This is a genomic window from Ollibium composti, from assembly GCF_004801285.1.
Lineage (GTDB): Bacteria > Pseudomonadota > Alphaproteobacteria > Rhizobiales > Rhizobiaceae > Mesorhizobium > Mesorhizobium composti.
Genome location: NZ_SSNY01000002.1, coordinates 277,918 through 303,698, shown reverse-complemented (window position 1 = coordinate 303,698; position 25,781 = coordinate 277,918). Strand labels below are relative to the sequence as shown.

Annotated in this window: 21 protein-coding genes; 12 read left to right on the top strand and 9 right to left on the bottom strand. The window is 66.6% G+C overall.

All coding sequences use genetic code 11. The features are described 5' to 3' along the window. Nucleotides 1-22 precede the first annotated feature (22 nt). The 4 genes from E6C48_RS04760 to E6C48_RS04745 are packed head-to-tail and all read left to right on the top strand — an operon-like array spanning nucleotide 23 to nucleotide 2,940. Complete coding sequence (locus tag E6C48_RS04760) at nucleotides 23-1,498, top strand: aldehyde dehydrogenase family protein (protein ID WP_136354563.1); 1,476 nt, start codon at nucleotides 23-25, stop codon at nucleotides 1,496-1,498. Between the two features lie 56 nt (nucleotides 1,499-1,554). Next, complete coding sequence (locus E6C48_RS04755; protein ID WP_136354561.1) at nucleotides 1,555-1,851, top strand: nucleotidyltransferase family protein; 297 nt, start codon at nucleotides 1,555-1,557, stop codon at nucleotides 1,849-1,851. Beyond that, entirely contained in the window at nucleotides 1,841-2,194 is a 354-nt protein-coding gene (locus E6C48_RS04750) for a HepT-like ribonuclease domain-containing protein (protein ID WP_136354558.1), read from the top strand. Before E6C48_RS04755 ends, E6C48_RS04750 begins: the two co-directional genes overlap by 11 nt. Continuing rightward, nucleotides 2,191-2,940 (top strand): SDR family oxidoreductase, encoded by a 750-nt coding sequence (locus E6C48_RS04745; protein WP_136354556.1) that lies wholly within the window; start codon nucleotides 2,191-2,193, stop codon nucleotides 2,938-2,940. Before E6C48_RS04750 ends, E6C48_RS04745 begins: the two co-directional genes overlap by 4 nt. Before the next feature lie 24 nt (nucleotides 2,941-2,964). On the opposite strand, the gene E6C48_RS04740 is transcribed toward E6C48_RS04745, so the two are convergent. The 4 genes from E6C48_RS04740 to E6C48_RS04725 form a co-directional block, all read right to left on the bottom strand. After that, entirely contained in the window at nucleotides 2,965-3,837 is an 873-nt protein-coding gene (locus E6C48_RS04740) for an SH3 domain-containing protein (protein ID WP_168734449.1), read from the bottom strand. Nucleotides 3,838-4,013: 176 nt separating this feature from the next. Next, nucleotides 4,014-5,300, bottom strand: a complete 1,287-nt coding sequence (locus E6C48_RS04735) for an NAD(P)/FAD-dependent oxidoreductase (protein WP_136354552.1) — start codon at nucleotides 5,298-5,300, stop codon at nucleotides 4,014-4,016. A 40-nt stretch (nucleotides 5,301-5,340) separates the two neighbouring features. Continuing rightward, nucleotides 5,341-5,715, bottom strand: coding sequence for a four helix bundle protein (locus tag E6C48_RS04730; protein ID WP_136354549.1), 375 nt, complete (start codon nucleotides 5,713-5,715; stop codon nucleotides 5,341-5,343). 45 nt (nucleotides 5,716-5,760) lie between these two features. After that, nucleotides 5,761-7,182: a glutamine synthetase family protein gene (locus E6C48_RS04725; protein ID WP_136354547.1), complete on the bottom strand. Its 1,422-nt coding sequence runs from the start codon at nucleotides 7,180-7,182 to the stop codon at nucleotides 5,761-5,763. 96 nt (nucleotides 7,183-7,278) lie between these two features. Here E6C48_RS04725 and E6C48_RS04720 point away from each other — a divergent pair, with 96 nt between their 5' ends. Further along, a complete protein-coding gene (locus tag E6C48_RS04720) occupies nucleotides 7,279-7,980 on the top strand; it encodes an HAD family hydrolase (protein WP_136354545.1) in 702 nt (233 codons plus the stop codon). A 45-nt stretch (nucleotides 7,981-8,025) separates the two neighbouring features. Here E6C48_RS04720 and E6C48_RS04715 read toward each other — a convergent pair whose 3' ends face one another. The 3 genes from E6C48_RS04715 to aceA form a co-directional block, all read right to left on the bottom strand. Beyond that, nucleotides 8,026-8,544 carry an ANTAR domain-containing protein gene (locus tag E6C48_RS04715; RefSeq protein WP_330998558.1) on the bottom strand — a complete coding sequence of 173 codons (519 nt, stop codon included), beginning with the start codon at nucleotides 8,542-8,544 and terminating at the stop codon, nucleotides 8,026-8,028. A 162-nt stretch (nucleotides 8,545-8,706) separates the two neighbouring features. Next, nucleotides 8,707-8,949, bottom strand: coding sequence for an SMc00767 family acetate metabolism repressor (locus E6C48_RS04710; protein WP_136354543.1), 243 nt, complete (start codon nucleotides 8,947-8,949; stop codon nucleotides 8,707-8,709). Between the two features lie 118 nt (nucleotides 8,950-9,067). Then, complete coding sequence (gene aceA, locus E6C48_RS04705) at nucleotides 9,068-10,357, bottom strand: isocitrate lyase (protein ID WP_136354541.1); 1,290 nt, start codon at nucleotides 10,355-10,357, stop codon at nucleotides 9,068-9,070. A 249-nt stretch (nucleotides 10,358-10,606) separates the two neighbouring features. Between aceA and E6C48_RS04700 the strand changes: the two genes are divergently transcribed. The 6 genes from E6C48_RS04700 to E6C48_RS04675 all read left to right on the top strand — a co-directional run bounded on the left by E6C48_RS04700 (nucleotide 10,607) and on the right by E6C48_RS04675 (nucleotide 17,616). Beyond that, complete coding sequence (locus E6C48_RS04700; protein WP_136354539.1) at nucleotides 10,607-12,058, top strand: helix-turn-helix domain-containing protein; 1,452 nt, start codon at nucleotides 10,607-10,609, stop codon at nucleotides 12,056-12,058. A 141-nt stretch (nucleotides 12,059-12,199) separates the two neighbouring features. Then, nucleotides 12,200-13,150 (top strand): DMT family transporter, encoded by a 951-nt coding sequence (locus E6C48_RS04695; RefSeq protein WP_136354537.1) that lies wholly within the window; start codon nucleotides 12,200-12,202, stop codon nucleotides 13,148-13,150. Between the two features lie 352 nt (nucleotides 13,151-13,502). Further along, complete coding sequence (locus E6C48_RS04690) at nucleotides 13,503-14,558, top strand: polyamine ABC transporter substrate-binding protein (protein ID WP_230978676.1); 1,056 nt, start codon at nucleotides 13,503-13,505, stop codon at nucleotides 14,556-14,558. 116 nt (nucleotides 14,559-14,674) lie between these two features. Beyond that, complete coding sequence (locus E6C48_RS04685) at nucleotides 14,675-15,814, top strand: ABC transporter ATP-binding protein (RefSeq protein ID WP_136354533.1); 1,140 nt, start codon at nucleotides 14,675-14,677, stop codon at nucleotides 15,812-15,814. A 10-nt stretch (nucleotides 15,815-15,824) separates the two neighbouring features. Continuing rightward, on the top strand, nucleotides 15,825-16,793 hold the full coding sequence (locus E6C48_RS04680) for an ABC transporter permease subunit (protein WP_136354531.1): 969 nt from the start codon (nucleotides 15,825-15,827) through the stop codon (nucleotides 16,791-16,793). A 4-nt stretch (nucleotides 16,794-16,797) separates the two neighbouring features. Further along, complete coding sequence (locus E6C48_RS04675) at nucleotides 16,798-17,616, top strand: ABC transporter permease (RefSeq protein ID WP_136354529.1); 819 nt, start codon at nucleotides 16,798-16,800, stop codon at nucleotides 17,614-17,616. Between the two features lie 36 nt (nucleotides 17,617-17,652). Here E6C48_RS04675 and E6C48_RS04670 read toward each other — a convergent pair whose 3' ends face one another. After that, nucleotides 17,653-19,602 (bottom strand): AsmA family protein, encoded by a 1,950-nt coding sequence (locus E6C48_RS04670; RefSeq protein ID WP_136354527.1) that lies wholly within the window; start codon nucleotides 19,600-19,602, stop codon nucleotides 17,653-17,655. A gap of 173 nt (nucleotides 19,603-19,775) precedes the next feature. On the opposite strand from E6C48_RS04670, the gene E6C48_RS04665 reads away from it, so the two are divergent. After that, the gene (locus tag E6C48_RS04665; protein ID WP_136354525.1) at nucleotides 19,776-21,734 is read left to right on the top strand and encodes an acetoacetate--CoA ligase; all 1,959 of its coding nucleotides are present in this window, start codon (nucleotides 19,776-19,778) and stop codon (nucleotides 21,732-21,734) included. Nucleotides 21,735-21,993: 259 nt separating this feature from the next. Here E6C48_RS04665 and E6C48_RS04660 read toward each other — a convergent pair whose 3' ends face one another. Then, nucleotides 21,994-25,632 carry a histidine kinase dimerization/phospho-acceptor domain-containing protein gene (locus E6C48_RS04660; protein ID WP_136354523.1) on the bottom strand — a complete coding sequence of 1,213 codons (3,639 nt, stop codon included), beginning with the start codon at nucleotides 25,630-25,632 and terminating at the stop codon, nucleotides 21,994-21,996. Nucleotides 25,633-25,781: the final 149 nt, after the last annotated feature.

Genomic DNA, 25,781 nt, shown 5'->3' with positions numbered 1-25,781 from the left:
CACGACAGAAAAGGAGAACGCGATGGACAAGCCTCTTTCCAGCAGAGCCGCCGAAGGGCGCGCCTGGCGGCAGGTCATCGGCGGCAGGCAGGCGGACGCGCTGTCGGGCGAGCGCCTCGACGTCGCCTGCCCGTCCGACGGCGAAAATTTCGCCTCGATCCCGGCAGCGGGCAAGGAGGACATCGATCTTGCCGTGCGCGCCGCCCGCACCGCTTTCGACGACGGGCCGTGGTCGAAGACGCCGGCGGTGGAACGCGGCCGGCTGCTTACCCGCCTCGGCCTTCTGGTCGAGAAGCACGGCGAGGAACTGGCGGCGCTGGAATCGCGCGACACCGGCAAACCGGCCAGACAGGGCAAGGCGGACGTCACGGCGACGATGCGCTACTACGAGTTCTACGGCGGCGCGGCCGACAAGATCCACGGCGACACCATTCCCTTCCTCGATGGCTACACGGCGCTGACCTTGCGCGAGCCGCATGGCGTGGTCGCCGGCATCATTCCCTGGAACTATCCGTTGCAGATCCTCGCCCGCGTCGCCGGTGCGGCGCTCGCCATGGGCAACACGCTGGTGGTCAAGCCGGCGGAAGACGCCTCGCTGACCACCATCCGCATCGCGGAACTCGCGCTGGAAGCGGGTTTTCCCGAGGGCGTCTTCAACGTCGTTACCGGCTACGGCCGCGACGCGGGCGCGGCCCTTTCCGCCCATCCGATGGTCGACTACGTCACCTTCACCGGCTCGCCGGCCACCGGCACGGCGATCCAGCAGGCGGCAGCCGCCAACAATCGTGGCGTCACCATGGAACTCGGCGGCAAGTCCCCGCAGATCGTCTTCGCCGACGCCGACCTCGACAAGGCGCTGCCGGTGCTGGTCAACGCCATCATCCAGAACGGCGGCCAGACCTGCTCGGCCGGCAGCCGGGTGCTGATCGAAAAGCCGATCTACGATCATGTCGCCGCCGCCCTCGCCGAGCGCTTTTCCAAACTGGTCGCCGGCCCGCACGACGCCGACCTCGACCTCGGCGCGCTCATCAACCGACGCCAGCAGCAGCGCGTGTCGGCCATGGCCGCCGAAGCCGAGCAGGCCGGGACCAAAGTGCTGGCGCGCGGCTCGGTCGCCAAGGGCGCGCCGGAGGGCGGCTACTACTTCGCGCCGGCCCTGTTCGGCGCCGTCGAGCCTTCCTCGACCATCGCGCAGGAAGAAGTGTTCGGCCCGGTGCTGACCCTGTTTTCCTTCGACGGCGAGGAGGAAGCCGTGCGGCTCGCCAACGGCACCGAATACGGGTTGGTCGCAGGCATCTGGACGAAGGACGGCGCGCGCCAGCATCGGCTCGCCAAGCGCGTCCGCTCCGGCCAGGTGTTCGTCAACGGCTACGGCGCCGGCGGCGGCATCGAACTTCCCTTCGGCGGCTTCAAGCGCTCCGGCCACGGCCGCGAGAAAGGGTTCGAGGCCCTCTACGACATGTCGGCAACCAAGACGGTTGTGTTCAACCATGGGTGAGCAGGTGGGCATTCGCTGAATTGAACAACGAAGGGGCAGACGCTATCTTGGATGCCATGGATCGGCAGGACGTTATAGCCACTTTGAGACGGCACAAGGACGAGTTGAATAGGCAAGGCGTGGTGCACCTTGCCTTATTCGGCTCGGTCGCGCGCGACGAGGCTCAGTCGAACAGCGATATAGACATCCTGATCGACCTTGATCCCGAAGCTCACCTGAGCGTTTTCGATTATGTCGGTTTGAAGGACTATATCGCCGGGCTTTTCGAGACGCCGGTCGATGTCGTCAACAGAGCTGGATTGAAGCCTTATGTGAAGCCGGCAGCGCTGAACGACGCCATCTATGCCTTCTGAAGACCCTGAGCGCGTCCTCGTCGCCATTCACCACAACATCACGCTCGCGCGCCGGTTCATCGAGGGCATGGCCTATGAAACCTTCGCAGAGGACGAGCGGACGCTCTATGCCGTGACGCGTTGTCTGGAGATCGTTTCCGAGGCCGTGCGACGCCTGCCCGACGACTTGAAATCCCGTCATCCCGACGTGCCATGGAAGCAGATCGCCGGTGCCGGGAACATCTATCGCCACGACTATGAGGACGTGCTGGCAAGCATCCTGTGGGATACTGTGCGCGACCATCTGCATACATTGGAAAATGCCGTTCGCCAGGAAAGCGGACAGGCGAAAGGACGTTCATGAACAGACTGAAAGACAAGGTGGCCGTCATCACCGGTGCCGCTTCCGGCTTCGGCGAAGGCATGGCGCGGCGCTTCGCTGAGGAAGGCGCCCGTGTGGTCGTCTCCGACATCAACGCCAAGGGCGCCGAGCGCGTCGCCGGCGAGATCGGCAAGGCCGCCATCTGGACGCAGACCGACGTGTCGCAGGCTTCGGAATTCGAGGAAATGGCGAAATCGGCGCTGGACGCCTTCGGCCGCATCGACATCATGGTCAACAATGCCGGCTTCACCCACCGCAACGGCGACATGCTGGGCGTCGACGAGGCGACCTTCGATCTCATCACCGCCGTCAACATGAAGGCGATCTACCACGCCGCGCTGACCGTCGTGCCGATCATGGAAAGCCAGGGCGGCGGCGTCATCCTGACCACCGCTTCCACGGCTGGCCTGAGGCCGCGGCCGGGGCTGACCTGGTACAACGCCTCCAAAGGCTGGGCGATCACCGCAACCAAGTCGATGGCGGTGGAGCTGGCGCCGAAGAACATCCGCGTCAACTGTCTGTGCCCCGTCGCCGGCGACACCGGCATGCTGGCGCAGTTCATGGGGGAGGACACGCCGGAACTGCGCGCCAAATTCCGCGCTTCGATCCCGCTCGGACGGCTTTCGACACCGCTCGACATCGCCAACGCCGCATTGTGGCTGGCCTCCGACGAGGCAGCCTTCATCACCGGCGTGGCGCTGGAAGTAGATGGCGGCCGCTGCATCTGAGCAGCCGAGATTTGCGGGCGGCGCTCAGCCGTCGCGGCGGACGAAGCTCTTGTAGATGAAGCCGTGCCGGCCCTTGTAGACGACCTCGCACCAGGACTTGCACGAGATCACCTGGACCGCCGTTTTCGCCGGGATGGTGCCAATGGCCGCAGCCCCCTTCTTCGGGCCGGAGCGCATGGTGACGGCGCGCAGGATATGGCCGTTCGCGGCGGCGCCCGCCTCATTGGCCGGCGGCTCCGGCCGGGCCGCGGGGATCGCCGCCGTCGCCGCCTTCGGATCGGGATCGGAATGAGAGTCGGCCGCCGTCTCGTCATCGTCGGTCGACGGTGCGGCGGCAGCCTGCTCATTCGCGGCATCGGCCGCGGTCTTGTCACCGGCAACCGCGCCCTTCGCGGCGCCGTCCTCCTCGGCGAAAGCCGTCTTGGCGCCGTCGTTCGTCTGCACCGCGACCGCCTTGGCGTCGATGGCGGGGGGCGGCTTGCCCTCGCCCGTCCAGCGCGGATCGTTGCGCGGCAAAGCGGCGATATCGGCCTCGGCGGCCTCGGCCGGCCTCACCGCATCGGCCTTCGGCGCCACCTGGCTCGACACCACCGAGGCGTCGTCGGTCACCACGGCTTTTGAATTTGCGGCGACGGTTTCAGCCTGTTCGGCGGCCGGCGCTTCGGCGGCGGCCTCCGCCTGCGGTTTGGGTTCGGCGAAGGCCGGCCTGTCGCCGGAGGGCATGGCGAGCCACAGAGCTGTGCCGGCGACGCCGAGCAGAGCCATAGTGCCGACCGCGGCAATGACGAGATGGGAATTGGCCTTGAGTTCCTGCCAGAAGGACGGCCGGGCGGCATAGCCGAACTGCATGGCAAAGCGCCGCTGCTTCGGAGAGCCGAAACCGAAAAGCCCCTTCACTCCAGCAACCTCCATGGAGGGCCGACGTTCTCTTCCGGAGCAAATAACGCTGCGGCTCGCATCGGTCCCGACTGTTTCGCGACGGCACCTCCTCTATCGGAAGGTCTAGCCGGTTGAATAAGTTAACGCATTAATTGTGGCATTACTACGCCGGCGTTCTTCGCGGTGCGCCCTGTTCACAGGCGATCGCGCAACGCATACCAGTTGAGCGCCAGAAACAGCAGCGGCGCGCGCAAGCGCCGGCCGCCGGGGAACGGCGGTATCTTCAGGTCCTCGATCAGCTTCAGCCGGTCGCGGTTGCCCGAGACGGTCTCGGCATAGAGCTTGCCGACGAAGTTGGACAGCATGACGCCGTGGCCGGAATAGCCGCCGGCGGAAATGACGTTCGGCATGACCTCGCGCACGAACGGCTTCCTCGGCAGGGTGATGCCGACATAACCGCCCCAGCCATGGGTAATCTCGACATCCTTCAGCTGCGGATAGATTTCGGCGATCTGGCGGCGGATATGGATGTGGATGTCCTTCGGATCGTTGACGGCGTAGATCTCGCGGCCGCCGAACAGGAGCCGGCCGTCCGGCGCCTTGCGGAAATAGCGCACGACGAAGCGGGAATCGTCCACCGCTTCCCAGCCCGGCAGCACCGGGCTGTCGGCGCCCAAAGGCACGGTGGCGCCGATGAAGGAGCCGATCGGCATGACGTGCGCGGCGCTCACCGGCTCCAGCGTGCCGCCATAGGCGTTGACGGCGACCAGGCACTTGTCTGCCGTTACGGTGCCGCGCGGCGTCGTCACCCGCACCTTGCCGCCCGACGAAGAAATGCCGGTGACCGGCGTGTTCTCGAACAGATGCGCGCCGGCGCCGGCGGCCACCCGCGCCGTGCCGACGACCAGCTTCAAGGGATGGATATGACCGGTGCCGGTGTCGCGCACGCCGCCGAAGAAGGCCTGGGAGCCGAGCCGCTCGGCGGTTTCCTGTCGGTCCATGAAGGCGATGTGCGGATAGCCGAAGCGGCCCGCCATCAGTTCGGCGTGCTTGCGGTAGGCGTCGACATAGCGCGGCTTGTGCGCCACCGACATCTGGCCCGGCCGATAGTCGATGTCTATGGCGTTGGCTTGCGCGAATTCCAGCAGGTGTGCCTTGGCCTCCTCGGCAAGGTCGAACAGCGCCCTGGCGCGGGAAAAGCCGTATTCGGCCTCCAGTTCCTCGGCCCAGGCGCGCTGGCCAGTGCCGAGTTGGCCGCCGTTGCGCCCGGAGGCGCCGTCGCCGAAGCGGTGCGCCTCGACCAGCACGACATTGGTGCCGGCCTTCGCCAGATGCGTTGCCGCCGACAGGCCGGTGAAGCCGCCGCCGACGATGACGACGTCGCAAGCCCGGTCGCCGTCGAGCGCCGGATAGTCCGGCCGCGCACCTGCGGTGTCTTCGTACCAGGAACGGCCGGGGGAGATGGGGGATTGGTAGGTCATGCGAAAGGCAATAGGGCAGTAAGGCAATAGGGCAGTATGATCACGATAGATCTCCCGACAACTTGCGGATCAGCAATCTGAGAAGTTTGCCGACACTTTCCGATCGGGCGAGCAGATCGGCAGTGGATTGCTTGGTCACCAGTCCGATACGTTGCGCTATGATGAGATGCGTCTCAAGTTCCTTGAGCGAGCCTTGGGCGATTTTGAGAAATTGCATATAGGAACCGCGGTTCTCGCGTGCGAAACCTTCGGCGATGTTGGCCGGAACCGACGTTGCCGCACGTCGCGCTTGCGACGTCAGCCCGTAGAGTTCTTCTCTCGGCCATGCCTTCGTTACGGTATAGACCGCGACAGCCAAATCCACCGCCTGCTGCCACACGACCATATCTCTGTAGGATTCAATCCGCGCAGGCATGCCCCCTATTGCCTTACTGCCCTACCGCCTTATTGCCCTAAATCCTCACACGTTCAGCAACAAATACTCCCGCTCCCACGGCGAGATCACTTCCATGAAGGTCTCGAACTCGGCGCGCTTGATGGCGGCGTAGGTGGTGGCGAAGGATTTTCCCAGCACCGCCGCCAGTTCCTCGTCGGCCTCGAACAGGTCGACGGCTTCGAGCAGCCCGCGCGGCAGGTCGATCTCGTCCTCGTTGGCCGTGGTCAAAACCGGAGGTTCGGCCTTGGCCTTGTTGGTCATGCCGATCAGGCCGCAGGCGAGCGAAGCGGCGAGCGCCAGATAGGGATTGGCGTCGGAGGACGGGATGCGGTTTTCCACGCGCCGCGCCGCCGGGTCCGAGCGCGGCACGCGGAAGGCCGTCGTGCGGTTGTCGTAGCCCCACTTGTTGTTGACCGGCGCGGAGGCCGCCTGCGTCAGCCGGCGATAGGAATTGACGTAGGGCGCCAGCATCACCAGCGCGTTCGGCACATGCTTCTGCATGCCGCCGATGAAATGGAAGAAGGCGTCCGATTCCGAACCGTCCTCGGCGGTGAAGATGTTCTTGCCGGTCTTCTTGTCGATGATCGACTGGTGGATGTGCATGGCCGAGCCCGGCTGGCCCTGGATCGGCTTCGCCATGAAGGTGGCGTAGGTGTCGTGCTTCAGCGCCGCCTCGCGGATGGTGCGCTTGAACATGAACACCTGGTCGGCAAGCTCGATAGGGTCGCCGTGGCGCAGGTTGATCTCCAACTGGCCGGCGCCCTCCTCGTGGATCAGGGTGTCGATCTCCAGCCCCTGGCTCTCGGAGAAATGATAGATGTCGTCGATCAGCTCGTCGAACTCGTTGACGCCGGCGATGGAATAGCCGGCGCCGCCGCCGATGGCGCGGCCGGAGCGGCCGACCGGCGGCGTCAGCGGATAGTCCGGGTCCGGATTCTTGCGAACCAGATAAAACTCGATCTCGGGCGCCACGACCGGCTTCAGGCCGCGCTTGTCATAGGCGGCAAGCACGCGCCTCAGCACATTGCGGGGCGTGAACTCCACCAGCCGGCCGTCCTGGTGGACGAGGTCGCAGATGACGGCTGCTGTCGGGTCTTCCTCCCACGGCACCACGGTCAGCGTGGAAAGGTCCGGCAGAAGTTTCAGGTCGCCGTCGTCTTCGGGATAGACGAAGCCGTTGCCGTCCTCGGGATAATCGCCCGAGATGGTCGCCATGAAGACGGCGGACGGCAGCGCCAGAGACGTGTTGGAGGTGAACTTCTTCGACGGCATCATCTTGCCGCGGGCGACGCCCGCCTGATCGGGCGTGATGCACTCGATATCCTCGATGCCGCGCCATTCGAGCCAGGCGCTGGCTTCCTTCCATGATTTGACCCCACGCAGGTTCTTGACGAAGGCAGGGGTACGGGCGCGTTTCGGGCGGGCGTCCTTCTTTACGGGTGGCATCAATCACCAATTGGCTGCAATAATCCGTGACTATAGCCATGCCGCCCCGGTAAAGGGAAGGCCCCGGCAACCGGAAGCGCCGGCAAAGGCAGGGAGATGGCAAGAGACCTGACGACGATCGGCTTCGATGCCGACGACACGCTGTGGCAGAACGAACAGTTCTTCCGCGCCACCGAACGGCGGCTCACCGAGCTTTTGGCCGACCACGCGCCGGACGTCGATGTCGCGGCGCGGCTGCTGGAGGCGGAGCGACGCAACCTCGGCCTCTACGGCTTCGGCATCAAGGGGTTCACGCTGTCGATGGTCGAGACGGCGATCGAGGTGAGCGGTGGCGCCGTGCCGGCCGCCGTCATCGCCGAGATCGTGGCGGCCGGGCGCGAGATGCTGGCACATCCGATCGAGATCCTGCCGCATGCGCGCGAGACGCTGGAGCGGCTGGCCGGCCACTACCGGCTGGTGCTGGTGACCAAGGGCGACCTGTTCGACCAGGAACGCAAGCTCAACCAGTCCGGCCTGGGCGACCTGTTCGAGGCCGTCGAGATCGTCAGCGACAAAAGTGCGGATACCTACCGCCGCGTCTTCAGCCGCCACGGCGACGGGCCTGCCCGCGCCATGATGGTGGGCAACTCGCTGAAGTCGGACGTCGTGCCGGCGATCGAGGCCGGCGGTTGGGGCATCCATGTGCCGCACGAACTGACCTGGGTGCTGGAACATGTCGAGGCGCCGCTGGCAGCGCCCCGCTTCCGCCAGATCGACGATCTCGGCGAACTGCCGGCGCTGATCGAATCTCTGGAATAGGGTCGACGGAGGAATAGGCTGGCTGGGGAGTGGACGCTGCCGGCTTCAGCCGCGACCGAGGGTGGCGAGGCGGTCGATCACCGGCTGCAGGCATTCCGGCGTGATCGGCTTGGCCACCACCGCGTCGACCACGCCCGGCAGATCGAGGCTCTCGGGCGTGCCAACGCGGTTCGACAGCAGAATCACCGCCGGGACATGGCCGCCGGCCGTGCGCGCCGCCGCGATACCGGCCATCAGGACATCGCAATCGCGGTTGTCCGGGCCGCCGTCGAGCACGACGGTGCCGGGCGCCTGCGCACGCAAGGCCTTCTCCGCGGCTTCCGGCGGTTCGGCGATCGGCTTAAGGCCGGCGCGCTCGACGATCTTGGCCACGACGATGCGGTTGATGGGCGACCTGGCGACGATCAGCACCTTCGAGAAGTCGGTCCGTGTCGAGGTCTCGTGCCCGGCCGCCCAGGCATTATCGTTGTCGAAAGAAGACATGGACATCGAACCGCCCCGCCCGGTTTCAATGCAGAGTTGAAAGCCGCGCGCAAATAGCGGCGAGATCGCGCGCCCTGTCAAGCGCCAAAACCGGCCGGCACACGAATGTGAGCGACGAAACGCGCAATCGTTCGTTTGCACGGCGCGGCCTGCCCACATGCGCGCAAAAACGAAAACCACCTGCGCGGCGGGCGCGCAGGTTGCGATGGGAGAGGCCGGACGACGGCTTTTGGTGCCTCCGACTCAGTTGTGGCCCGGCTGGGTGACGACCACCGGGATCAGCAGGTCGCCCCAGTTGCCGTCGCCGCCGTGATGCCTGGCCGAACGCACCAGTTCGACCGACACGCCGGCGTCGACCGCCTTCATGACGGACTGGTTCAACCTGTGCAGGTCGTTGGCCAGCATGCGGATGGCGGCCTGCTGGTCGGAATTCATGGCCGACGACTGCTCCTCGGCTCTTTCCTTGACGCGGCTGATGGAAGCCATGGTCTTTCTCCTTCAAATGTCCGGCTTTACGCCTCGGATGTTCCCTCGATGGCCCTTCCGGGCTGGTCGTCCGGGAAGCCCGGTCAAGGGCTTCCCGCTCTGGTTCACAGGCCGCGCCTCACTCCGCCGCCGGCTTGAACTGCGCCTGCTCGGTCGAGCCGTGCATGGCGGTGGTGGACGAGCGGCCGCCGGTGATGGCCAACGACACGGCGTCGAAGTAGCCGGTGCCGACCTCGCGCTGGTGCTTGGTGGCGGTGTAGCCGTTCGCCTCGGAGGCGAATTCCGCTTCCTGCAGCACCGAATAAGCGGCCATCTGCCGGTCCTTGTAGTCGCGCGCCAGCTCGAACATGCCGTGGTTCAACTGGTGGAAGCCGGCCAGCGTGATGAACTGGAACTTGTAGCCCATGGCGCCCAGTTCGCGCTGGAACTTGGCGATGGTGGCGTCGTCGAGGTTCTTCTTCCAGTTGAAGGACGGCGAGCAGTTGTAGGCGAGCATCTTGCCCGGGTGATGCTTGTGCACGCCGTCGGCGAACTTCTTCGCCTGCGCAAGGTCCGGCTTGGAGGTCTCCATCCAGATCAGGTCGGAGTACGGCGCGTAGGCGATGGCACGGGCGATGCAGGCCTCGATCCCGTTGCGCACCTGATAGAAGCCTTCCACCGTGCGGCCAGCGTCGTAATCGACGAAGGGCTGGTCGCGCTCGTCGATGTCGGAGGTGAGCAGCTTGGCGGCCTCGGCGTCGGTGCGCGCGACGATCAGCGTCGGCGTGCCCATCACGTCGGCGGCGAGGCGCGCCGCGGTGAGGTTGCGGATATGCGCCGCGGTCGGGACCAGCACCTTGCCACCGAGGTGGCCGCACTTCTTCTCCGAGGCGAGCTGGTCCTCGAAGTGGACGCCGGCCGCGCCAGCCTCGATGAAGGCCTTCATGATCTCGAAGGCGTTGAGCGGGCCGCCGAAACCGGCCTCGGCGTCGGCGACGATCGGCGCGAACCAGGTGTCGACCGACAGGCCCTTGCCTTCCGAAACCTCGATCTGGTCGGCGCGCTGCAGGGTGCGGTTGATGCGCTTGACCAGTTCGGGCGCGGCGTTGGCCGGATAGAGCGACTGGTCGGGATACATGGCGGACGCCGTATTGGCGTCGGCGGCGACCTGCCAGCCGGAGAGATAGATGGCCTTGAGGCCGGCGCGCACCTGCTGCATGGCCTGGTTGCCGGTCATGGCGCCGAGCGCGTTGACGAAGCTTTCCTCGTGGACGAGCTTCCACAGCCGGTTGGCGCCGTTCTCGGCCAGCGTGTGCCTGATCTGCACGGAGCCGCGCAACCGCTTCACGTCGTCGGGCGTGTAAGGCCGTTCGATGCCGTCGAACCGGTCTTCAGCCGCCGAGGGAACAAGGTTGTAAAAATCGGTCATCGTCTCACTCCGAAAAAGATGCTGCGTCGTCAGGTGCGAGGCGCGAACCGTTTTCTTGCCGCCTCGACATGTGACTTCATTTACATTGCATCGCAAAATTGACCAGAAAAACCGCCTTTCTGCGTTCGGAATAAAGGAAAAACTGTCTTGCGATTGACAATCGCCGCCTGTAAACTTGTCAAACTTGTAAAACCATCTCGGAAACGGATTGGCGCGGCCGAGCTGTAAAAACCATGTCAAAGGTCATCGATGGCTGAGCAGAAGATCTTCGCCGGGCCGCGCATCCGCCGCATCCGCAACGGCAAGGGCCTGACCCAGACGGCGATGGCGGAAGGGCTCGGCATCTCGCCGTCCTATCTGAACCTCATCGAGCGCAACCAGCGGCCGCTGACGGTGCAGCTCATCCTCAAACTCGCCTCCGTCTACCATGTCGATCCGGAGGAACTGCAGGGCGAGGCGCGCGGCTCGATCGCAGCCTTGCGCGAGGTCTTCGCCGATCCGCTGCTGGCCGGCGAACTGCCCGGCGACCAGGAGCTGATCGAGGTGGCGGAAGCCGCGCCCAATGCGGCGGCGGCGGTGATAAAGCTGTTCCGCGCCTATCGCGAGCAGGCCGAGCGGCTCACCGACCTCAACGAGGTGCTGGCGCGCGAAGGCAAGGGCACCGCGCTTTCGGGCGCGCGGCTGCCGATCGACGAGGTGCGCGAGACGTTCGAGCGGCGGCCCAACCATTTTTCCGGCATCGAGGAGGAAGCCGACGCCTTCACCGCCCTGCTCGATCCCGGCGATGATCTCTACGGCGCGCTCAAGGCGTGGCTGAAGCGCGAATACGGCATCGTCGTCAAGGTGCTGCCTGTCGCCACCATGCCGAACTGGCGCCGTCGCTACGACCGTCATTCACAGCGCCTGTTCCTCTCCGAGCGGCTGTCGCCCTTCGACCAGTTGCGCGAGGTGGCGATGGAGGCCTGCCTGATCCGCATGACGGTGGCCGTTGCCGGCGAGATCCAGGGACTGAAGCTGTCGTCGGACGAGGCGCGGCGGCTGGCGCGCTTCGAACTCGGCCGCTATGCCGCGCACGCGCTGATGATGCCTTACGGCGCCTTCCACGCCGCCGCCTTGCGCGCCCGCTACGACCTCGACGTGCTGCGCTCGCGCTTCGGCGTCTCGTTCGAGCAGGCGGCCAACCGGCTGACCACCCTGCAACGGCCGAGTGCTGCCGGCGTGCCGTTCTTCATGCTGGAGGTGGACAATGCCGGCAACCGCTTCCGCCGCGCCGGTGCGCAAGGTTTTCCGCATGCCCGCTTCGGCGGCGGCTGCCCCAAGCTCGCCGTGCACGCCGCCTTCGCCCAGCCCGGCCAGATCTTCGTCGAGGCGGTGGAAATGCCCGACGGGGCGGAATTCCTGACGGTGGCGCGCACGCTGGAGGGGCCGCAGGGCAGCTTCAGCGAGCGCCCGCGCCGTACAGCACTTTTGATCGGCTGCGACATCGGCTTCAAGGACGAGATCGTCTACGGCGCCGCGCTGCCGGCGGCAGCGCCCGGAAACGCCGGCAAGGGGGCGGCGGGGGCGACGGCGACCCCGATCGGCCCCGCCTGCCGGCTGTGCGAGCGGGCAGGCTGCCTCGCCCGCGCCGAGCCGCCCGTCACCCGCCCGCTCGGGCTGGACGAGATGGTGACCGGCCTGTCGGCTTTCGATTTTCAGTAACGCTTCAGCGGCCTTATGCTGGCGCCAGAACTGGCTTGCGCTGGCTCTCGCCGGCACGCCTCGTTCGCTTTACGCGATCGAGCGATAGATGTGTCGCCTTCCGCGCATCGCGCGGCCGGCGTTTTGCAGACAGTGGCTCTCATGAACGATACCGCGCTGTCCCCTTTACCGGCTTCCGTCCAATCGCGCCGCGACGAGCGCTGGGGCTCGCTGCTGGTCTTCCTGTCGGCGCTGATGTGGAGCTTCGGCGGCGCCATCGCCCGCTTCATCGACACGCCGGACAGCTGGACAGTGGTGTTCTGGCGCTCGGTCTGGGCCGCCGCCTTCCTAGTCGGCTTCATGCTCTGGCGCGACGGCTGGCGCGGCACGGTCGCGCTGTTTCGCGGCATGGGCCTGCCGGGCCTGATCGTCGCCGCCTGCTTCGGCACCGCTTCGACGACCTTCGTCGTGGCGCTGTCGTACACCACCGTCGCCAACATCCTTTTGATGCAGGCCGGCGTGCCGCTGCTGGCGGCGTTCCTGGCCTGGCTCGTGTTCCGCGAGCGGGTCAGCGCCGCGACCTGGGCAGCGATCGCCGCCGTCATCGCCGGCGTCGCCATCATGGTTTCCGAATCGCTCGACGGCACCGTTTCGCCCATCGGCAACGGGCTGGCGCTGCTGATCACCGTCGTTATCGCCGTCGCCACGGTGCTGACCCGCCGCTTCGCCCATGTGCGCATGACGCCGGCCACCTGCCTCGGCACGCTGTTTGCCGCAGCCTTCGCGGCCTCGCAGACCTCCGGCTTCGCCGTCAGCGGCCACGACATGGGCTTCCTGTTCGCCTTCGGCGTCATCAACCTCGGCCTCGGCCTCGCCTTCTTCGCCACCGGCGCGCGCATGGTCCCGGCGGCGGTCGCCGCACTTCTGGGCACGTTCGAGCCGCTGCTCGGCCCGATCTGGGTCTGGCTGGTGCATGGCGAGGTGCCGTCCGCGCGCACCATGGTCGGCGGCGCGGTCGTGTTCACCGCGCTCATCATCCATATCGCGCTGGAAGCCCGCCGCCAGTCGCGACCGGTGCGGCCGGGCATCACCGGCCTGCCGGCTCCCAACTGAAGCGCCCCATCCGCTTCCGCCCGGCTCCCCCATCGACTTGACAAGCGCGTGGCGCGGCGGGCAGGCTGGCGGCAAGGCAACAACAAGACAGGCGTATTTTGCCAAGCTTTCGCGACGGCCTGAAGTCCTTCCGGCCCGAACAAGACTGCTGCATATCTTATCCTTCGGAACCGGCGGCTCGCTTGATCGAGCCGGACCAGCCGATTGCGGCTTGCCGCTCCGCACCAAGCTCAATAGTCTTCGAAACCATCTCCTGTCGCGCCGGCCCGGCCGAGCGTCAGGGCGGGAACACTCAGCAAGGGAGAATACCATGGCCAGAACAGCGCTCCGGCTTTCGGCGACAACCGCATTCATGACGCTCGCCGTCCTTGGCGCACAAGCCGAGGACCGCGTCGTCAACGTCTTCAACTGGTCGGACTACATCGATTCCTCGATCCTGCAGGACTTCACCAAGGAGACCGGCATCAAGGTCGTCTACGACGTCTACGATTCCAACGAGATCCTCGAGACCAAGCTGCTCGCCGGCGGCAGCGGCTACGACGTCGTGGTGCCGACGGGTTCCTTCCTGCAGCGCCAGATCCAGGCCGGCGTCTTCGAGAAGCTCGACAAATCCAAGCTGCCCAACATCAAGAACATGTGGGACCAGGTGACCAAGCGCACCGACCTGTTCGATCCCGGCAGCGAATATTCGATCAACTACATGTGGGGCACCGTCGGCATCGGCTACAACAAGGAGAAGATCAAGGCCGCGCTCGGCACCGACACGATCGACAGCTGGAAGGCGGTGTTCGATCCCGAGCAGGCCGCCAAGCTCAAGGATTGCGGCATCAACTTCCTCGATTCGCCGACGGACATGATCCCGGTCATGCTGGCCTATCTCGGCCTCAACCCCGACAGCCATGAGCCGGACGACATCGCCAAGGCCGAGGAAGCGTTCATGAAGGTCCGCCCGTTCGTGCGCAAGTTCCATTCCTCCGAGTTCATCAACGGCCTCGCCAACGGCGACATCTGCGTGGCGGTCGGCTGGTCGGGCGACGTCTTCCAGGCCCGCGACCGCGCCGAGGAGGCCAAGAACGGCGTCGAGCTCGCCTACGCCATTCCGAAGGAAGGCACGCAGATGTGGTTCGACCAGATGGCGATCCCCGCCGACGCACCGCACAAGGAAGAGGCGCTGGAATTCCTCAACTACATGATGAAACCCGAGGTCATCGCCAAGTCGTCGAACTACGTGTTCTACGCCAACGGCAACAAGGCCTCGCAGGAATTCCTCGACCCCGAAGTGAAGGACGACCCGGCCGTCTATCCGGACGAGGCGACCATGTCGACGCTGTTCGTCAACACCGCGCTCGACCCCAAGACCCAGCGCCTGTTCACCCGCACGTGGACGAAGGTGGTGACCGGCCAGTAGCCGCTGCTAACGCCAGGCCCCGGCAGCGACTGCCGGGGGCCTTCGGCCAACGGCGCAAGGGGCCGACAAGCCAAAGGGACGGGCCAGAGGGGCAGGCCAGCAGGGACGGGTGGAGCATGAAGTCACTGGGCAGCATACGCAGGGCCTTCGCGCCGTGGAACGATCCGGGCGCGAAGCCGTATATCCATTTCGACAAGGTGACCAAGAAGTTCGGCGATTTCACCGCCGTCAACGATCTCTCGCTCGCCGTCTACGAGCGCGAGTTCTTCGCCCTGCTCGGGGCGTCCGGCTGCGGCAAGTCCACGCTTCTGAGGATGCTCGCCGGCTTCGAGGAACCGACGTCGGGCCGCATCATGCTCGACGGGCAGGATCTCGCCGGCATCCCGCCCTACCGGCGGCCGGTCAACATGATGTTCCAGTCCTATGCGCTGTTCCCGCATATGAGCGTCGAAAAGAACATCGCCTTCGGCCTGAAGCAGGAAGGCATGCCGAAGGCCGAGATAGACAAACGCGTGGCCGAGATGCTCAAGCTGGTCAAGCTCGAGCCGTTCGCCAAGCGCAAGCCGCACCAGCTTTCGGGCGGCCAGCGCCAGCGCGTGGCGCTCGCCCGCTCCGTCGCCAAGCGGCCCAAGGTGCTGCTGCTCGACGAGCCGCTCGGCGCGCTGGACAAGAAGCTGCGCGAGGAAACGCAGTTCGAGCTGATGGACCTGCAGCAGGAACTCGGCCTCACCTTCGTCGTCGTCACGCACGACCAGGAGGAGGCGATGACCATGGCCGACCGCATCGCCATCATGGACAAGGGCCAGGTGATGCAGGTGGCGACGCCGGCCGAGGTCTACGAGGCGCCGGCCTCACGCTTCGTCGCCAACTTCGTCGGCAACGTCAATATGTTCGAGGGCAAGGTCGCCGAGCGCAGCGGCAGCAGCGTGCGCATCACCGGCGGAACCGGCGCCCAGATCATGGTGGAGAATGCCGGCGAAGCTGCGAAGGACGCCGACGTCGCCTTCGCCATACGGCCGGAGAAGATCCGCGTCTCGTCGAAACGGCCGGCCGACGCCGTCAACGCGTTGCAAGGTGAAGTCTACGACATCGCCTATCTCGGCGACATGACCGTCTATCACGTGCGCCTCGACGACGGGCAGATGGTGCGCGCCGCGACGATGAACGCCACCCGCGTCGTCGACGATCCGCTGACCTGGGACGACAAGGCCTGGATCTCGTTCCGGCCCGACGCCGGCGTCGTGCTGACGCAATAGGAGGCGGACAATGACGAACGTCGCCCTGCCGGCCGCAGACACGGCCACCGCCGCGCAGAAGCCGCTGCCGGCGCGGCTGGCGGCCGCCTTCGTCAGCCGCCTCGTCATCATCGTGCCCTACGTGTGGCTGCTGTTCTTCTTCCTCATCCCCTTCCTCATCGTCTTCAAGATCTCGCTGTCGACGACGGCGATCGCCATGCCGCCCTATGCGCCGGTGCTCGGCTTCGGCGACGGCATCTCCGGCTTCATCGACGGCCTGAAGCAACTGAGCTTCGACAACTATGTCTGGCTGACCCAGGACGCGCTCTATTTCAACGCCTACATCACCAGCGTCATCGTCGCCGGCATTTCGACCTTCCTGACCCTGCTGATCGGCTATCCGATCGCCTACGGCATGGCGCGCGCGCCGGCCTCGCTGAGGCCGACGCTGCTGATGATGGTCATCCTGCCGTTCTGGACCTCGTTCCTGATCCGCGTCTACGCCTGGATCGGCATCCTGAAACCCGAAGGGCTGCTCAACCAGCTTCTGCTCGGCATCGGCGTCATCCAGGAACCGCTCATCATCACCAACACCTATACGGCGATCTTCATCGGCATCGTCTATTCCTACCTGCCGTTCATGGTGCTGCCGCTCTATTCGTCGCTGGAGAAGATGGACCACTCGCTGATCGAGGCGGCGCAGGACCTCGGCTGCCAACCGATCGCGGCCTTCTGGAAGATCACCTTCCCGCTGTCGATCCCCGGCGTCGTCGCCGGCTGCCTGCTGGTCTTCATTCCCGCCGTCGGCGAGTTCGTCATCCCCGACCTGCTCGGAAGCTCGCGCACGCTGATGATCGGCAAGACGCTGTGGACCGAGTTCTTCACCAACCGCGACTGGCCGGTTTCGTCGGCGGTGGCGATCATCCTGCTTCTGGTGCTGATCGTGCCGATCGTCTTCTTCCAGAACGCCCAAGCGCGCGCCCAGGAAGCGGGGAGGTAAGGCGATGAACTCGACCTGGAGCCGCTTCAACATCACCGCCGTCACGCTCGGCCTCGCCTTCCTCTACCTGCCGATCGTGCTTCTGGTCATCTTCTCCTTCAACGCCTCGAAGCTGGTCACCGTATGGGGCGGCTTCTCGACGAAGTGGTACGTGTCGCTGTTCCACAACCAGGGCCTGATGGACGCGGCGTGGGTGACGATCCGCGTCGGCCTGATCTCGGCCTCGGTCGCCACGGTGCTCGGTACACTCGGGGCGCTGGCGCTGACGCGCTACACGCGCTTCCGCGGGCGGATGCTGTTTTCCGGCATGATCTTCGCGCCGCTGGTCATGCCCGACGTCATCACCGGCCTGTCGCTGCTGCTTCTGTTCGTCGCCGTCGGCCTCGACCGCGGCTTCTACACGGTCACGCTCGCCCACATCACCTTCACCATGTGCTTCGTCGCCGTGGTGGTGCAGTCGCGCCTCGTCACCTTCGACCGCTCGCTGGAGGAGGCGGCCATGGATCTCGGCGCGCCGCCGGTCAGGACCTTCTTCCAGATCACCCTGCCGGTGATCGCGCCGGCCATCATTTCAGGCTGGATGCTGGCCTTCACCCTGTCTCTGGACGACCTCGTCGTCGCCTCCTTCACCTCCGGTCCGGGCGCCACGACGCTGCCGATGAAGATCTACAGCCAGGTCCGCCTCGGCGTGACGCCGGAGATCAACGCCGCCTGCACCATCCTGATCGGCATCGTCACCGCCAGCGTCATCGCCGCCTCGATCGTCAACAAACGCCGCGAGGTGCAGCGGCTGCGCGACGAGCAGGCGGCCCAGCGCGGCTGAGCTGGCGCCGGTTTTCCATCGAGGAAGAAAAAAGCCTCAGCCGCCGCTGGGAACGGCCCGCGTGATCGGCGAGATGAACGGCGTGTTCCATGTCCCGCCGACGAAGAACGACAGCTGCGCGGGCTGGGCCGGCTGTGCAGGCTGCGCAGGCGGTTGGGCCGGCGGCGTCGCCGCATCCGCCCCGGTTCCGGCGTCAGCGGACTGGGCGGGTTGCTGGGCAGGCTGTGCCGGCTGGGCAGGCGGCGGCTGGGCCGCCGAGGTTATGCCGCCCGACAGTGCCAGGCCATGTCCGGCATAGGGAACGATGCCGGACAGCCAGATCTTCGTCTTGGCCGACTTGGCCTCGGCCTTGTCGATGCGCGCGACGCCGTTGGAGATGCTGGCCTTGAGCTCGGCGCCGTCGATCGGCACCGTGCCGTCCGAGACCTCGTCGAGGGCGAAGAAGCCGCCCTGCTGGTTGCGCTTGAGGAAGGCCGGCAGGTTGAGGCCGGTGAGCTTGCCCGGCCCGAATGTCGCCGAAATCGAGCCGTTGGCGCTCTCCAGGATCGAATCCCAGGCCCGGCCCGGCCCCTTGAGGATGATCGAGATCGTGCCGGTCCCGGTCGGCATCAGCCGCGTCATGCCGGCTGCGGCGCCGAACTGGGCGCCATTGACGTCCGAAGCGAGCAGCCGCATTTCCACCTGCGTGCCCGCCGGCTTGCGGTCGAAGCGCAGGCTGGACTGGATGTTGCCGCCGAAGGCGGCGGCATCGGAAATGTCGAAGACGGCGAGGCCGTCCTTCACCTGCGCGGTGGCGGCCACATTGGCAAGCTGGATGGGGCCGGCGCTGGCATGGGCGGCCGACAGCCTGAGATCGAGGTTGAGGCGGTCGGTGATGCCCGCGCCGACCGCCTGGTCCTGCCGGCCCGTCGGCGACGCCAGCGGCGTGAAGGCGGCGAGGAAGGAGCGCAGGTCGAGCGTGTCGAAAGCGAGCGTGCCGGAGATCGCCGGCACCGCCTCCGACAGCGACAGGTCGAGAGCGCCCATGCCGGGATTGTTGTTGAGCGTCACCTCGGTGTTGGCCAGCTTCAGCCGCTTCGGCTCGCCGCTGATCTTGCTCGACAGGGCGACCGCGGCGATGGCGCTGCCGGACGCCAGCCCGGTGCCGGACCATTCCAGCAGCCGCCGCAGCGAGGGCGCGGCGAACTTCGCCTGGCCGTCGAAATAGGCGTTCTGCGACAGGTTGGCGGTGCCGTCGAAGGAAAAGGTCGCCGGCGGCGCCTTGACCGACACGGTGACGGGTGCGGTGCCGCCGGCGAACAGGAGCAGCGGCTTGGCCGAAGACAGGTCGAGCGCGACGGTCTCGCCGTGCCAGATGCCGGTGGCCGACAGCGTCGCCCCGTCATTCAGCGCCGGCCAGTCGAGCTGGCCGTTCAGGCTGGTGAAAACCTCCTGGTCCTTGCCGCCGACGGCGGAGATCATGCGCCCGTCGCGCAGTTCGACGGTGCCGAAGGCATCCGAAGGCAATGCGCCCTGATCCGGCTTGGCCGGATCGGCGGCGACCAGCTTGCGGGCGGCGTCGATGGAGCGGGCGATGCGGCCACCGGAGGAGGTCGGTGGCATGAAAAGCCCGTTGGCGAGCGGTTCGAGCCGGATCGTCGGCCTGATCAGCACGGCCGACTGGAACACCACGTCGCCGCGCAGCGCCGCCATCGCCGACAGGCCGACCTCGACACGCTCGGCCTGCACGACGGGCGCGTTGGTGGTGTCGGTCCATTTCGACAGCGTGACGTCGGTCAGGATGGCGCGGAACTGCGGCCAGATCTCGATCTGGGGCGCCCCGTCGATGGCGACGCGGAAGCCGCTCCAGGCACTCATTTCCCAGGCGATGCGGTCGCGCACGATGCGCGTCGAGGCGACATAGGGCAAGGCGGCGAAAGCCAAGGTGGCGACGATCAGCGCAATGCCGACCGCCCAAATCGCCCGCCATATCCAAGGTGAAGGCATCGTGCCCCGTTTCATGTCCGCCGCAGTGGCGTCAGGTGTAGTTCGTACCCGACGCATTTCAAGTCATTGTGGCCCGGCGATGGCATTTCCCGTACAGGGTACCGCAGAAGCAACCCGGTCTTGTTCGTCGCCGACTATATGCTAATCGACCGTTAACGCGGAGGAATTGCGAGATGAGTCATGACATGCCCCTTTGGACCCCGTCGTCCGAACGGATCGGCAAGGCGACGCTGACGGCCTTCACGAAAGCCGCCGCGGAACGGGCGGGGCGGCCGCTGGCATCCTACGACGCGCTGCACCGCTGGTCGGTGGGCGACCGCGCCGCGTTCTGGGACCTGGTGTGGGATTTCTGCGGCGTCGTCGGCGAGAAGGGCGAACGCATTCTGGTCGATGGCGAGAAGATGCCGGGCGCCGCCTTCTTCCCCGACGCCCGGCTCAACTTCGCTGAAAACCTTTTGAGGAGGACGGGAACAGGCGACGCCATCGTCTTCCGCGGCGAGGACAAGGTCGAAAAGCGGCTGACGTGGGACGAGCTCGCGGCGCTGGTTTCACGCCTGCAGCAGCTTTTCGTCTCGCTCGGCGTCAAGGCCGGCGACCGCGTGGCGGCGATGATGCCCAACATGCCCGAGACGGCGGCGGCGATGCTGGCGGCGACGTCGATCGGCGCGGTGTGGTCGTCCTGCTCGCCGGATTTCGGCGCCGGCGGGGTGCTCGACCGCTTCGGCCAGATCGAGCCGGTGCTGTTCATCGTCCCCGATGGCTACTGGTACGCCGGAAAACGCATCGACGTGGCCGCCAAGGTGGCCGAAGTGGCGGAAAAACTGCCCAGCGTGCGCAAGGTCCTCGTCGTGGATTACCTCGGCTCGGCTGCGGAGGCAGCCGCCGGCATCGGCAAGGCGGCAACGCTCGCGGACGCGCTGGCACCCTTTGCGCCGGCGCCGCTCGCCTATGAACGCCTGCCGTTCTCGCATCCGGCCTTCATCCTGTTTTCGTCGGGCACGACCGGCGTGCCCAAATGCATCGTCCATTCGGCCGGCGGCACGCTGCTCCAGCATCTGAAGGAGCACCGCCTGCATGCCGACGTGAAGGACGGCGACCGCTTCTTCTATTTCACCACCTGCGGCTGGATGATGTGGAACTGGCTGATTTCCGGCCTGGCGTCCGGGGCGACGCTGCTGCTCTATGACGGCTCGCCCTTCCATCCCGACGGCAACGTGCTGTTCGACTATGCCGACGCGGAACGGATGACCTATTTCGGCACCTCGGCGAAATTCATCGATTCGGTGCGCAAGGCAGGCTTGAAGCCGATCGAGACGCATGCGCTCACCTCGGTGCGCACCATTTCCTCCACCGGCTCGCCGCTATCGCCGGAGGATTTCCGCTTCGTCTACGACGGCATCAGGAAGGACGTGCATCTCGCCTCGATCTCCGGCGGCACCGACATCGTTTCCTGTTTCGTGCTCGGCGTGCCGACGGAGCCCGTCTGGGAAGGCGAGATCCAGGGCGCCGGCCTCGGCATGGCGGTTGACGTGTGGGACGACGACGGCAAGCCGATCAGAGGTGAGAAGGGCGAACTGGTCTGCGCCAAGGCCTTCCCCTGCATGCCGGTGGGCTTCTGGAACGATCCGGACAGCAGGAAGTACCGGGGCGCCTATTTCGAGCGCTTCGACAATGTCTGGTGCCATGGCGACTTCGCCGAGTGGACGGGCCATGGCGGCATCGTCATCCATGGCCGCTCCGACGCCACCTTGAACCCCGGCGGGGTGCGCATCGGCACCGCCGAAATCTACAACCAGGTCGAGCAGATGCCCGAGATCGCCGAGGCGCTGGCCATCGGTCAGGATTTCGACAACGACGTGCGCGTCGTGCTGTTCGTGCGGCTGGCACCCGGCGTCGCGCTGGACGAGGAGCTGGAAAAGCGCATCCGGACCAAGATCCGCACCGGCGCCAGCCCGCGCCACGTGCCGGCCCGCATCATCGCCGTCGCCGACATTCCGCGCACCAAGTCCGGCAAGATCACAGAGCTGGCCGTGCGCGAGGTGGTTCACGGCAGGGCGGTCAAGAACAAGGAAGCGCTGGCCAATCCCGAGGCGCTGGAGCTATTCCGGGACATTGCGGCGCTGCAGAACTGATCCGCAACATGGTAAATGAAAGATGACCGGAGAATTTACCTAGATTTCACGGGTGGTACACTTTGGTAAATTTTCCGGCGCGACGGTAAGGACTTGTTAAGCTCCCCGCCGCGATAGTGGCGGCAACTTGAGAGGGAAACCTGTTCCTTCCGTCGTTCGGTCGGCTCGTTCTCTCAAGCCCGTTGTGACACAATCCCATTTCCTTAAAGGCGTCCGTCCGGGCGCCTTTCTTTTGTCCGAAACCGCCCGGTCGGACAGATCAGTCGGCCAGAACACGGGTCGACGGGAAAACGACCTCGACCAGTGTGCCCTCGCCGGGCGTCGAGGCGATGGCGAAGCGGGCGCGGTTGGCCTCGACCATCGCCTTGGTGAGCGGCAGGCCGAGCCCCGTGCCGTCGCCGCGGCCGCGTTTCAGCGCATTGATCTGCTTGAACGGCTTCAACGCCTGCTCGATCTCGGCCGGCGTCATGCCGACGCCGGTATCGCGCACGCGCATGACGACATCGCCGGACGTCTCGTAGGCGGTCGAGACGATGACCTGGCCGCCGGCCTGCGTGTAGCGGATGGCATTGGACAGAACGTTGAGGGCGATCTGGCGGATCGAGCGCAGGTCGGCGACGATATCGGGCAGGCGCGAGGCGAAGCTGGAGCGGATGATGACGCGCTCGCGGTTGGCCTGCGGCTGCATCAGCGCCACCGTCTCGGCCAGCGTGTCGTTGAGCGACACGGCCTCGTACTGCATCTCCTGCTGGCCGGCCTCGATCTTGGAGATGTCGAGCAGGTCGTTGACGAGGTCGAGCACATGGTTGCCCGAACGGTTGATGTCGCGCAGGTAGTCGCGGTAGCGGTCGTTGGCGACCGGGCCGAACTTCTCGTCCATCATCAGCTCGGAAAAGCCGATGATGGCGTTGAGCGGCGTGCGGATCTCATGGCTGATACGGGCGAGGAAATCGGTCTTCTGCGAAGACGCCCGCTCGGCGACGGCGCGAGCCTGGGTGAGATCTTCCTCGGCCCGCTTCCATTGGGTGATGTCGCGCACGACGGCGCAATAGCCGCTGTCGTCCGGCAACCGGCCGATGGTCATGAACAAGGGAATGAAGCGCCCCTGTGCTTCCCTGCCGATCACTTCACGGCCATCGTTCAGCACGCTGGCGACGCCGGGCTCGGAAAGGCCGGCCAGATAATCGCGCGCGGCGCGCTGGCTCTCGATGGCGAACAGCGAGGCGAAGGGCTTGCCCGCCACCTCGTCGCTGTCGAAGGAAAACAGCGCCTCGGCGGGGCGGCTGATCGAACGGATCGTGCCGTCCGGCGCGATCAGCACGACGCCGTCGGTGGCGGTGTCGATGATGGTGCGCATTTCGGAAATGCGCGCCTTCAGCTCGGCAATGTCGGGCTGCACCGGCTGTGTGACAACAACGGCCGGCTGGACCGCCTGCGGCGCGGCGGGCCGGCTCTCGCCGCCCTGCGAGCGATGCAGCATCAGCATGAGCGCCTTGCCGTCGCGCCACGGCACCGAACGCAGATTGGCCTCGACGGGGAACTCCTGCCCCTCGCTGGTCCTCAGCCGCAACTGCCGCTCCGTCCCGTCGGAGGCACTGTCCTCGGCATAGGGCGCGGCGAACAGGCCGTCCAGGCCGCCGGCATCTGCAAGCGCGGCGAGCGAGCGATAGCCGGACAGGCGCAGGAACTCATCGTTGGCATAGTGCAGGACGTCGCCCGAATGGATCAGCAGCGGCACCGGCAGCTTGGCCAGGATCGAGGTGTCCGGGCCGGCGGCCAGCGAGAAGGCCGACGGGACGAAACCTTCCTTGCGCAAGGCCGGCGCCGGCGAGCGCGGCTGTGGCGGCAGCGCCGGCTCCTGCGGCGGCGCACCGGCCTCGTCGGCCCGCACCGGCAGGCTCTCGTCGTCGCGCGCGTCGGCGAAATCGGCGGCGGCCATGCTGTCCGGCTGGTCGTCGCCTGTCTCGTCGTCATCCATGCCGGCGCCGTTTCCGGCAGCCGGTGCCTTTTCCTCGGCGTAGTCGAGCAGCGAGCCGGAACGGCCGGTGACGGCCTGCTCAGCTTCGGCAGGCGTCACGCCGTCGAGGCGTGCGAGGTCGTCGACGTCGTCCGTTTCTTGCACGTCGTCGTCGAACGGCTCTTCCGACAGGGCGGCCGTCCCTTCTTCCGTCGCGGGCGGCAGGCCGTCTGCCAGCTTGCCCGGCTCGCTGGCCGGCGTCAGGGCGCGATGATGCGGCACGGAGCCGGCCTCGGCCGGTTCGGCGGGCGCCTCGTTCTCGGCCGGGACTTCGGCTGCATTGGCTGCATCGGATACGGCCTCGGGCTCCGACGTTTCCGCGCCGGCCTGTTCTTCGCGCCGCAGCCGCTCGCCGATCTCGCGGAAGGCGTTGCGCTCGACGCTCGACAGGCTTCGCTCGGGGGTCTGAGTACCCTTGTCGCCAGTGGAACCCTTGTCGCCGGCGGAACCCTTGTCGTTGGCGGCAGGCTGGCGGTGCTCGGCCAGCCGGATCACCTTGTCGGAGTAGCGGCGGTCGGGCTTCGGCTCGACGGCAAGCGCCGGCACTTCGCCCTGGAACGGGTCGTGCGAACCCGCCTGCGGCGGCATGTCCGGCGTGCTGGCGGTTTCCGGCGCCGGCCCGATATCGGTCGCGTTGGCGGCAGATTCGGTCAGGGAAAGGCCCCGGCCTGCGGGATCGGGCCTTGCATCGGCGACGCGGGCGACGCCGAAGCCGCGAAAGCCCTCGAAGGCGCGACCCTTGCCGTAGACCGGCAGCGCCGCCAGATCGACGGGAACGCCGCGGGCGGTGCCTGCCACCGGCCACAGGACGGTGCGGCCGGACCAAGTGTCGCGGCGCTCCAGCAGGCCGGCGATCTCGCCGGACGGGTCGAGCCCGAAGGCGGTCGCGACGTCGCCGAAGCGTTTGCCGATGATCGCGGCGGCGGGCTCGCCAACGGCGGCCGCGAATTCCGGCGAAACGGCGCTGAAGCGCCCTTCCGCGTCTGTGCGCCAGACGAAGCGCACGGGCGCCGCGCTGCGGTCCGTCGCCTCCGGATGAGCTTCCGCCGCTTCTACCGCAGGCGGCTCTCCCACGTCGTCATCGGCTGCGGCGGCTTGCGGCTCGGAATTCTGGCGTTCCTCCTCAACCGGTGCGGGCGCGTCTTCGACCGTCGGCACGGAGTCGACAGGGATCGCCTCCGACTCGGCCGCCAGCGGCGCGCACACGGAGGCCGGCTCCGGCTCTTCGACCACGACGAGCAGATGCCGCGCCGGATCGTCGCAGAGACGGGCAAAGCCGGCGGGAAACGATCCGCCGGCCGCCGGAATGCGGCGCTTGAGCAGACGGTCGGCCTGCCCCGCAATTTCCGTCACGAGGCCGGCCAATGTCTGCTCCGTGATGCCGAGTGCCGCGAAGCCCTCCGAGGCCGCCTCGATGCGGCCCTGGCCGTCGACGAAGGCGAGGAACTGGCCATCTTCGGTGAAGCCGCCGATGGCATGGGCGGCGATCTCGGCGGCGTCGCGCGAGGCGGCGTGGGCGGCCGGAACCGCCAGCAGGATCGCCTTCTCGCCGTCCGGCATCGTCACCGCGCTGGCCAGGAAATTGACGGCGCGACTGGTCATGCCGCTCGCCAGCCTGAGCGCGATGGCGCGGTCGGTGCCGATGTCCGGATAGGCGGCGGTCGCCATGATCTGCCGGCGCGCCACGGGCGGCAGGCCGGTGGCGGCGCCGACGGCGGCTTCGATGTTTGCGTAGCCGAGGACGGCCGCGCCCGGCCCGTTCGCCCACAGCACGTCGTCGAGGCCGGCCGACAGGATCGCCAGCGCATCGCCCGCGGCAAAGCGGCCGCGCACGGCATCGAGCACGACAACGTCGAGGAACGAGTAGCTGGCGGAGGGCATGCGGCTTCGGCGTCTCTCGCGGTTAACGCTTTGTTAATAAAAGCAGCCTGCGGCAAGGTCCACAAGCCAGAGCGTGCAGCCGGCACAATTCGACCCGCGTGGTTAACGCCGCGGAACCGGGTTTTGCTGCACCGCAACAAAGATATTGC

What these genes read in the sequence shown, in the direction of transcription:
- E6C48_RS04710 (WP_136354543.1), bottom strand. Translation starts at nt 8,949, where the DNA reads ATGGCTTCCATCAGCCGCGTCAAGGAAAGAGCCGAGGAGCAGTCGTCG.
- E6C48_RS04720 (WP_136354545.1), top strand. Translation starts at nt 7,279, where the DNA reads ATGGCAAGAGACCTGACGACGATCGGCTTCGATGCCGACGACACGCTG.
- E6C48_RS04730 (WP_136354549.1), bottom strand. Translation starts at nt 5,715, where the DNA reads ATGCCTGCGCGGATTGAATCCTACAGAGATATGGTCGTGTGGCAGCAG.
- E6C48_RS04735 (WP_136354552.1), bottom strand. Translation starts at nt 5,300, where the DNA reads ATGACCTACCAATCCCCCATCTCCCCCGGCCGTTCCTGGTACGAAGAC.
- E6C48_RS04680 (WP_136354531.1), top strand. Translation starts at nt 15,825, where the DNA reads ATGACGAACGTCGCCCTGCCGGCCGCAGACACGGCCACCGCCGCGCAG.
- E6C48_RS04660 (WP_136354523.1), bottom strand. Translation starts at nt 25,632, where the DNA reads ATGCCCTCCGCCAGCTACTCGTTCCTCGACGTTGTCGTGCTCGATGCC.
- E6C48_RS04690 (WP_230978676.1), top strand. Translation starts at nt 13,503, where the DNA reads ATGACGCTCGCCGTCCTTGGCGCACAAGCCGAGGACCGCGTCGTCAAC.
- E6C48_RS04670 (WP_136354527.1), bottom strand. Translation starts at nt 19,602, where the DNA reads ATGCCTTCACCTTGGATATGGCGGGCGATTTGGGCGGTCGGCATTGCG.
- E6C48_RS04695 (WP_136354537.1), top strand. Translation starts at nt 12,200, where the DNA reads ATGAACGATACCGCGCTGTCCCCTTTACCGGCTTCCGTCCAATCGCGC.
- E6C48_RS04685 (WP_136354533.1), top strand. Translation starts at nt 14,675, where the DNA reads ATGAAGTCACTGGGCAGCATACGCAGGGCCTTCGCGCCGTGGAACGAT.
- E6C48_RS04675 (WP_136354529.1), top strand. Translation starts at nt 16,798, where the DNA reads ATGAACTCGACCTGGAGCCGCTTCAACATCACCGCCGTCACGCTCGGC.
- E6C48_RS04750 (WP_136354558.1), top strand. Translation starts at nt 1,841, where the DNA reads ATGCCTTCTGAAGACCCTGAGCGCGTCCTCGTCGCCATTCACCACAAC.
- E6C48_RS04700 (WP_136354539.1), top strand. Translation starts at nt 10,607, where the DNA reads ATGGCTGAGCAGAAGATCTTCGCCGGGCCGCGCATCCGCCGCATCCGC.
- E6C48_RS04725 (WP_136354547.1), bottom strand. Translation starts at nt 7,182, where the DNA reads ATGCCACCCGTAAAGAAGGACGCCCGCCCGAAACGCGCCCGTACCCCT.
- E6C48_RS04755 (WP_136354561.1), top strand. Translation starts at nt 1,555, where the DNA reads ATGGATCGGCAGGACGTTATAGCCACTTTGAGACGGCACAAGGACGAG.
- E6C48_RS04745 (WP_136354556.1), top strand. Translation starts at nt 2,191, where the DNA reads ATGAACAGACTGAAAGACAAGGTGGCCGTCATCACCGGTGCCGCTTCC.
- E6C48_RS04760 (WP_136354563.1), top strand. Translation starts at nt 23, where the DNA reads ATGGACAAGCCTCTTTCCAGCAGAGCCGCCGAAGGGCGCGCCTGGCGG.
- E6C48_RS04665 (WP_136354525.1), top strand. Translation starts at nt 19,776, where the DNA reads ATGAGTCATGACATGCCCCTTTGGACCCCGTCGTCCGAACGGATCGGC.
- aceA (WP_136354541.1), bottom strand. Translation starts at nt 10,357, where the DNA reads ATGACCGATTTTTACAACCTTGTTCCCTCGGCGGCTGAAGACCGGTTC.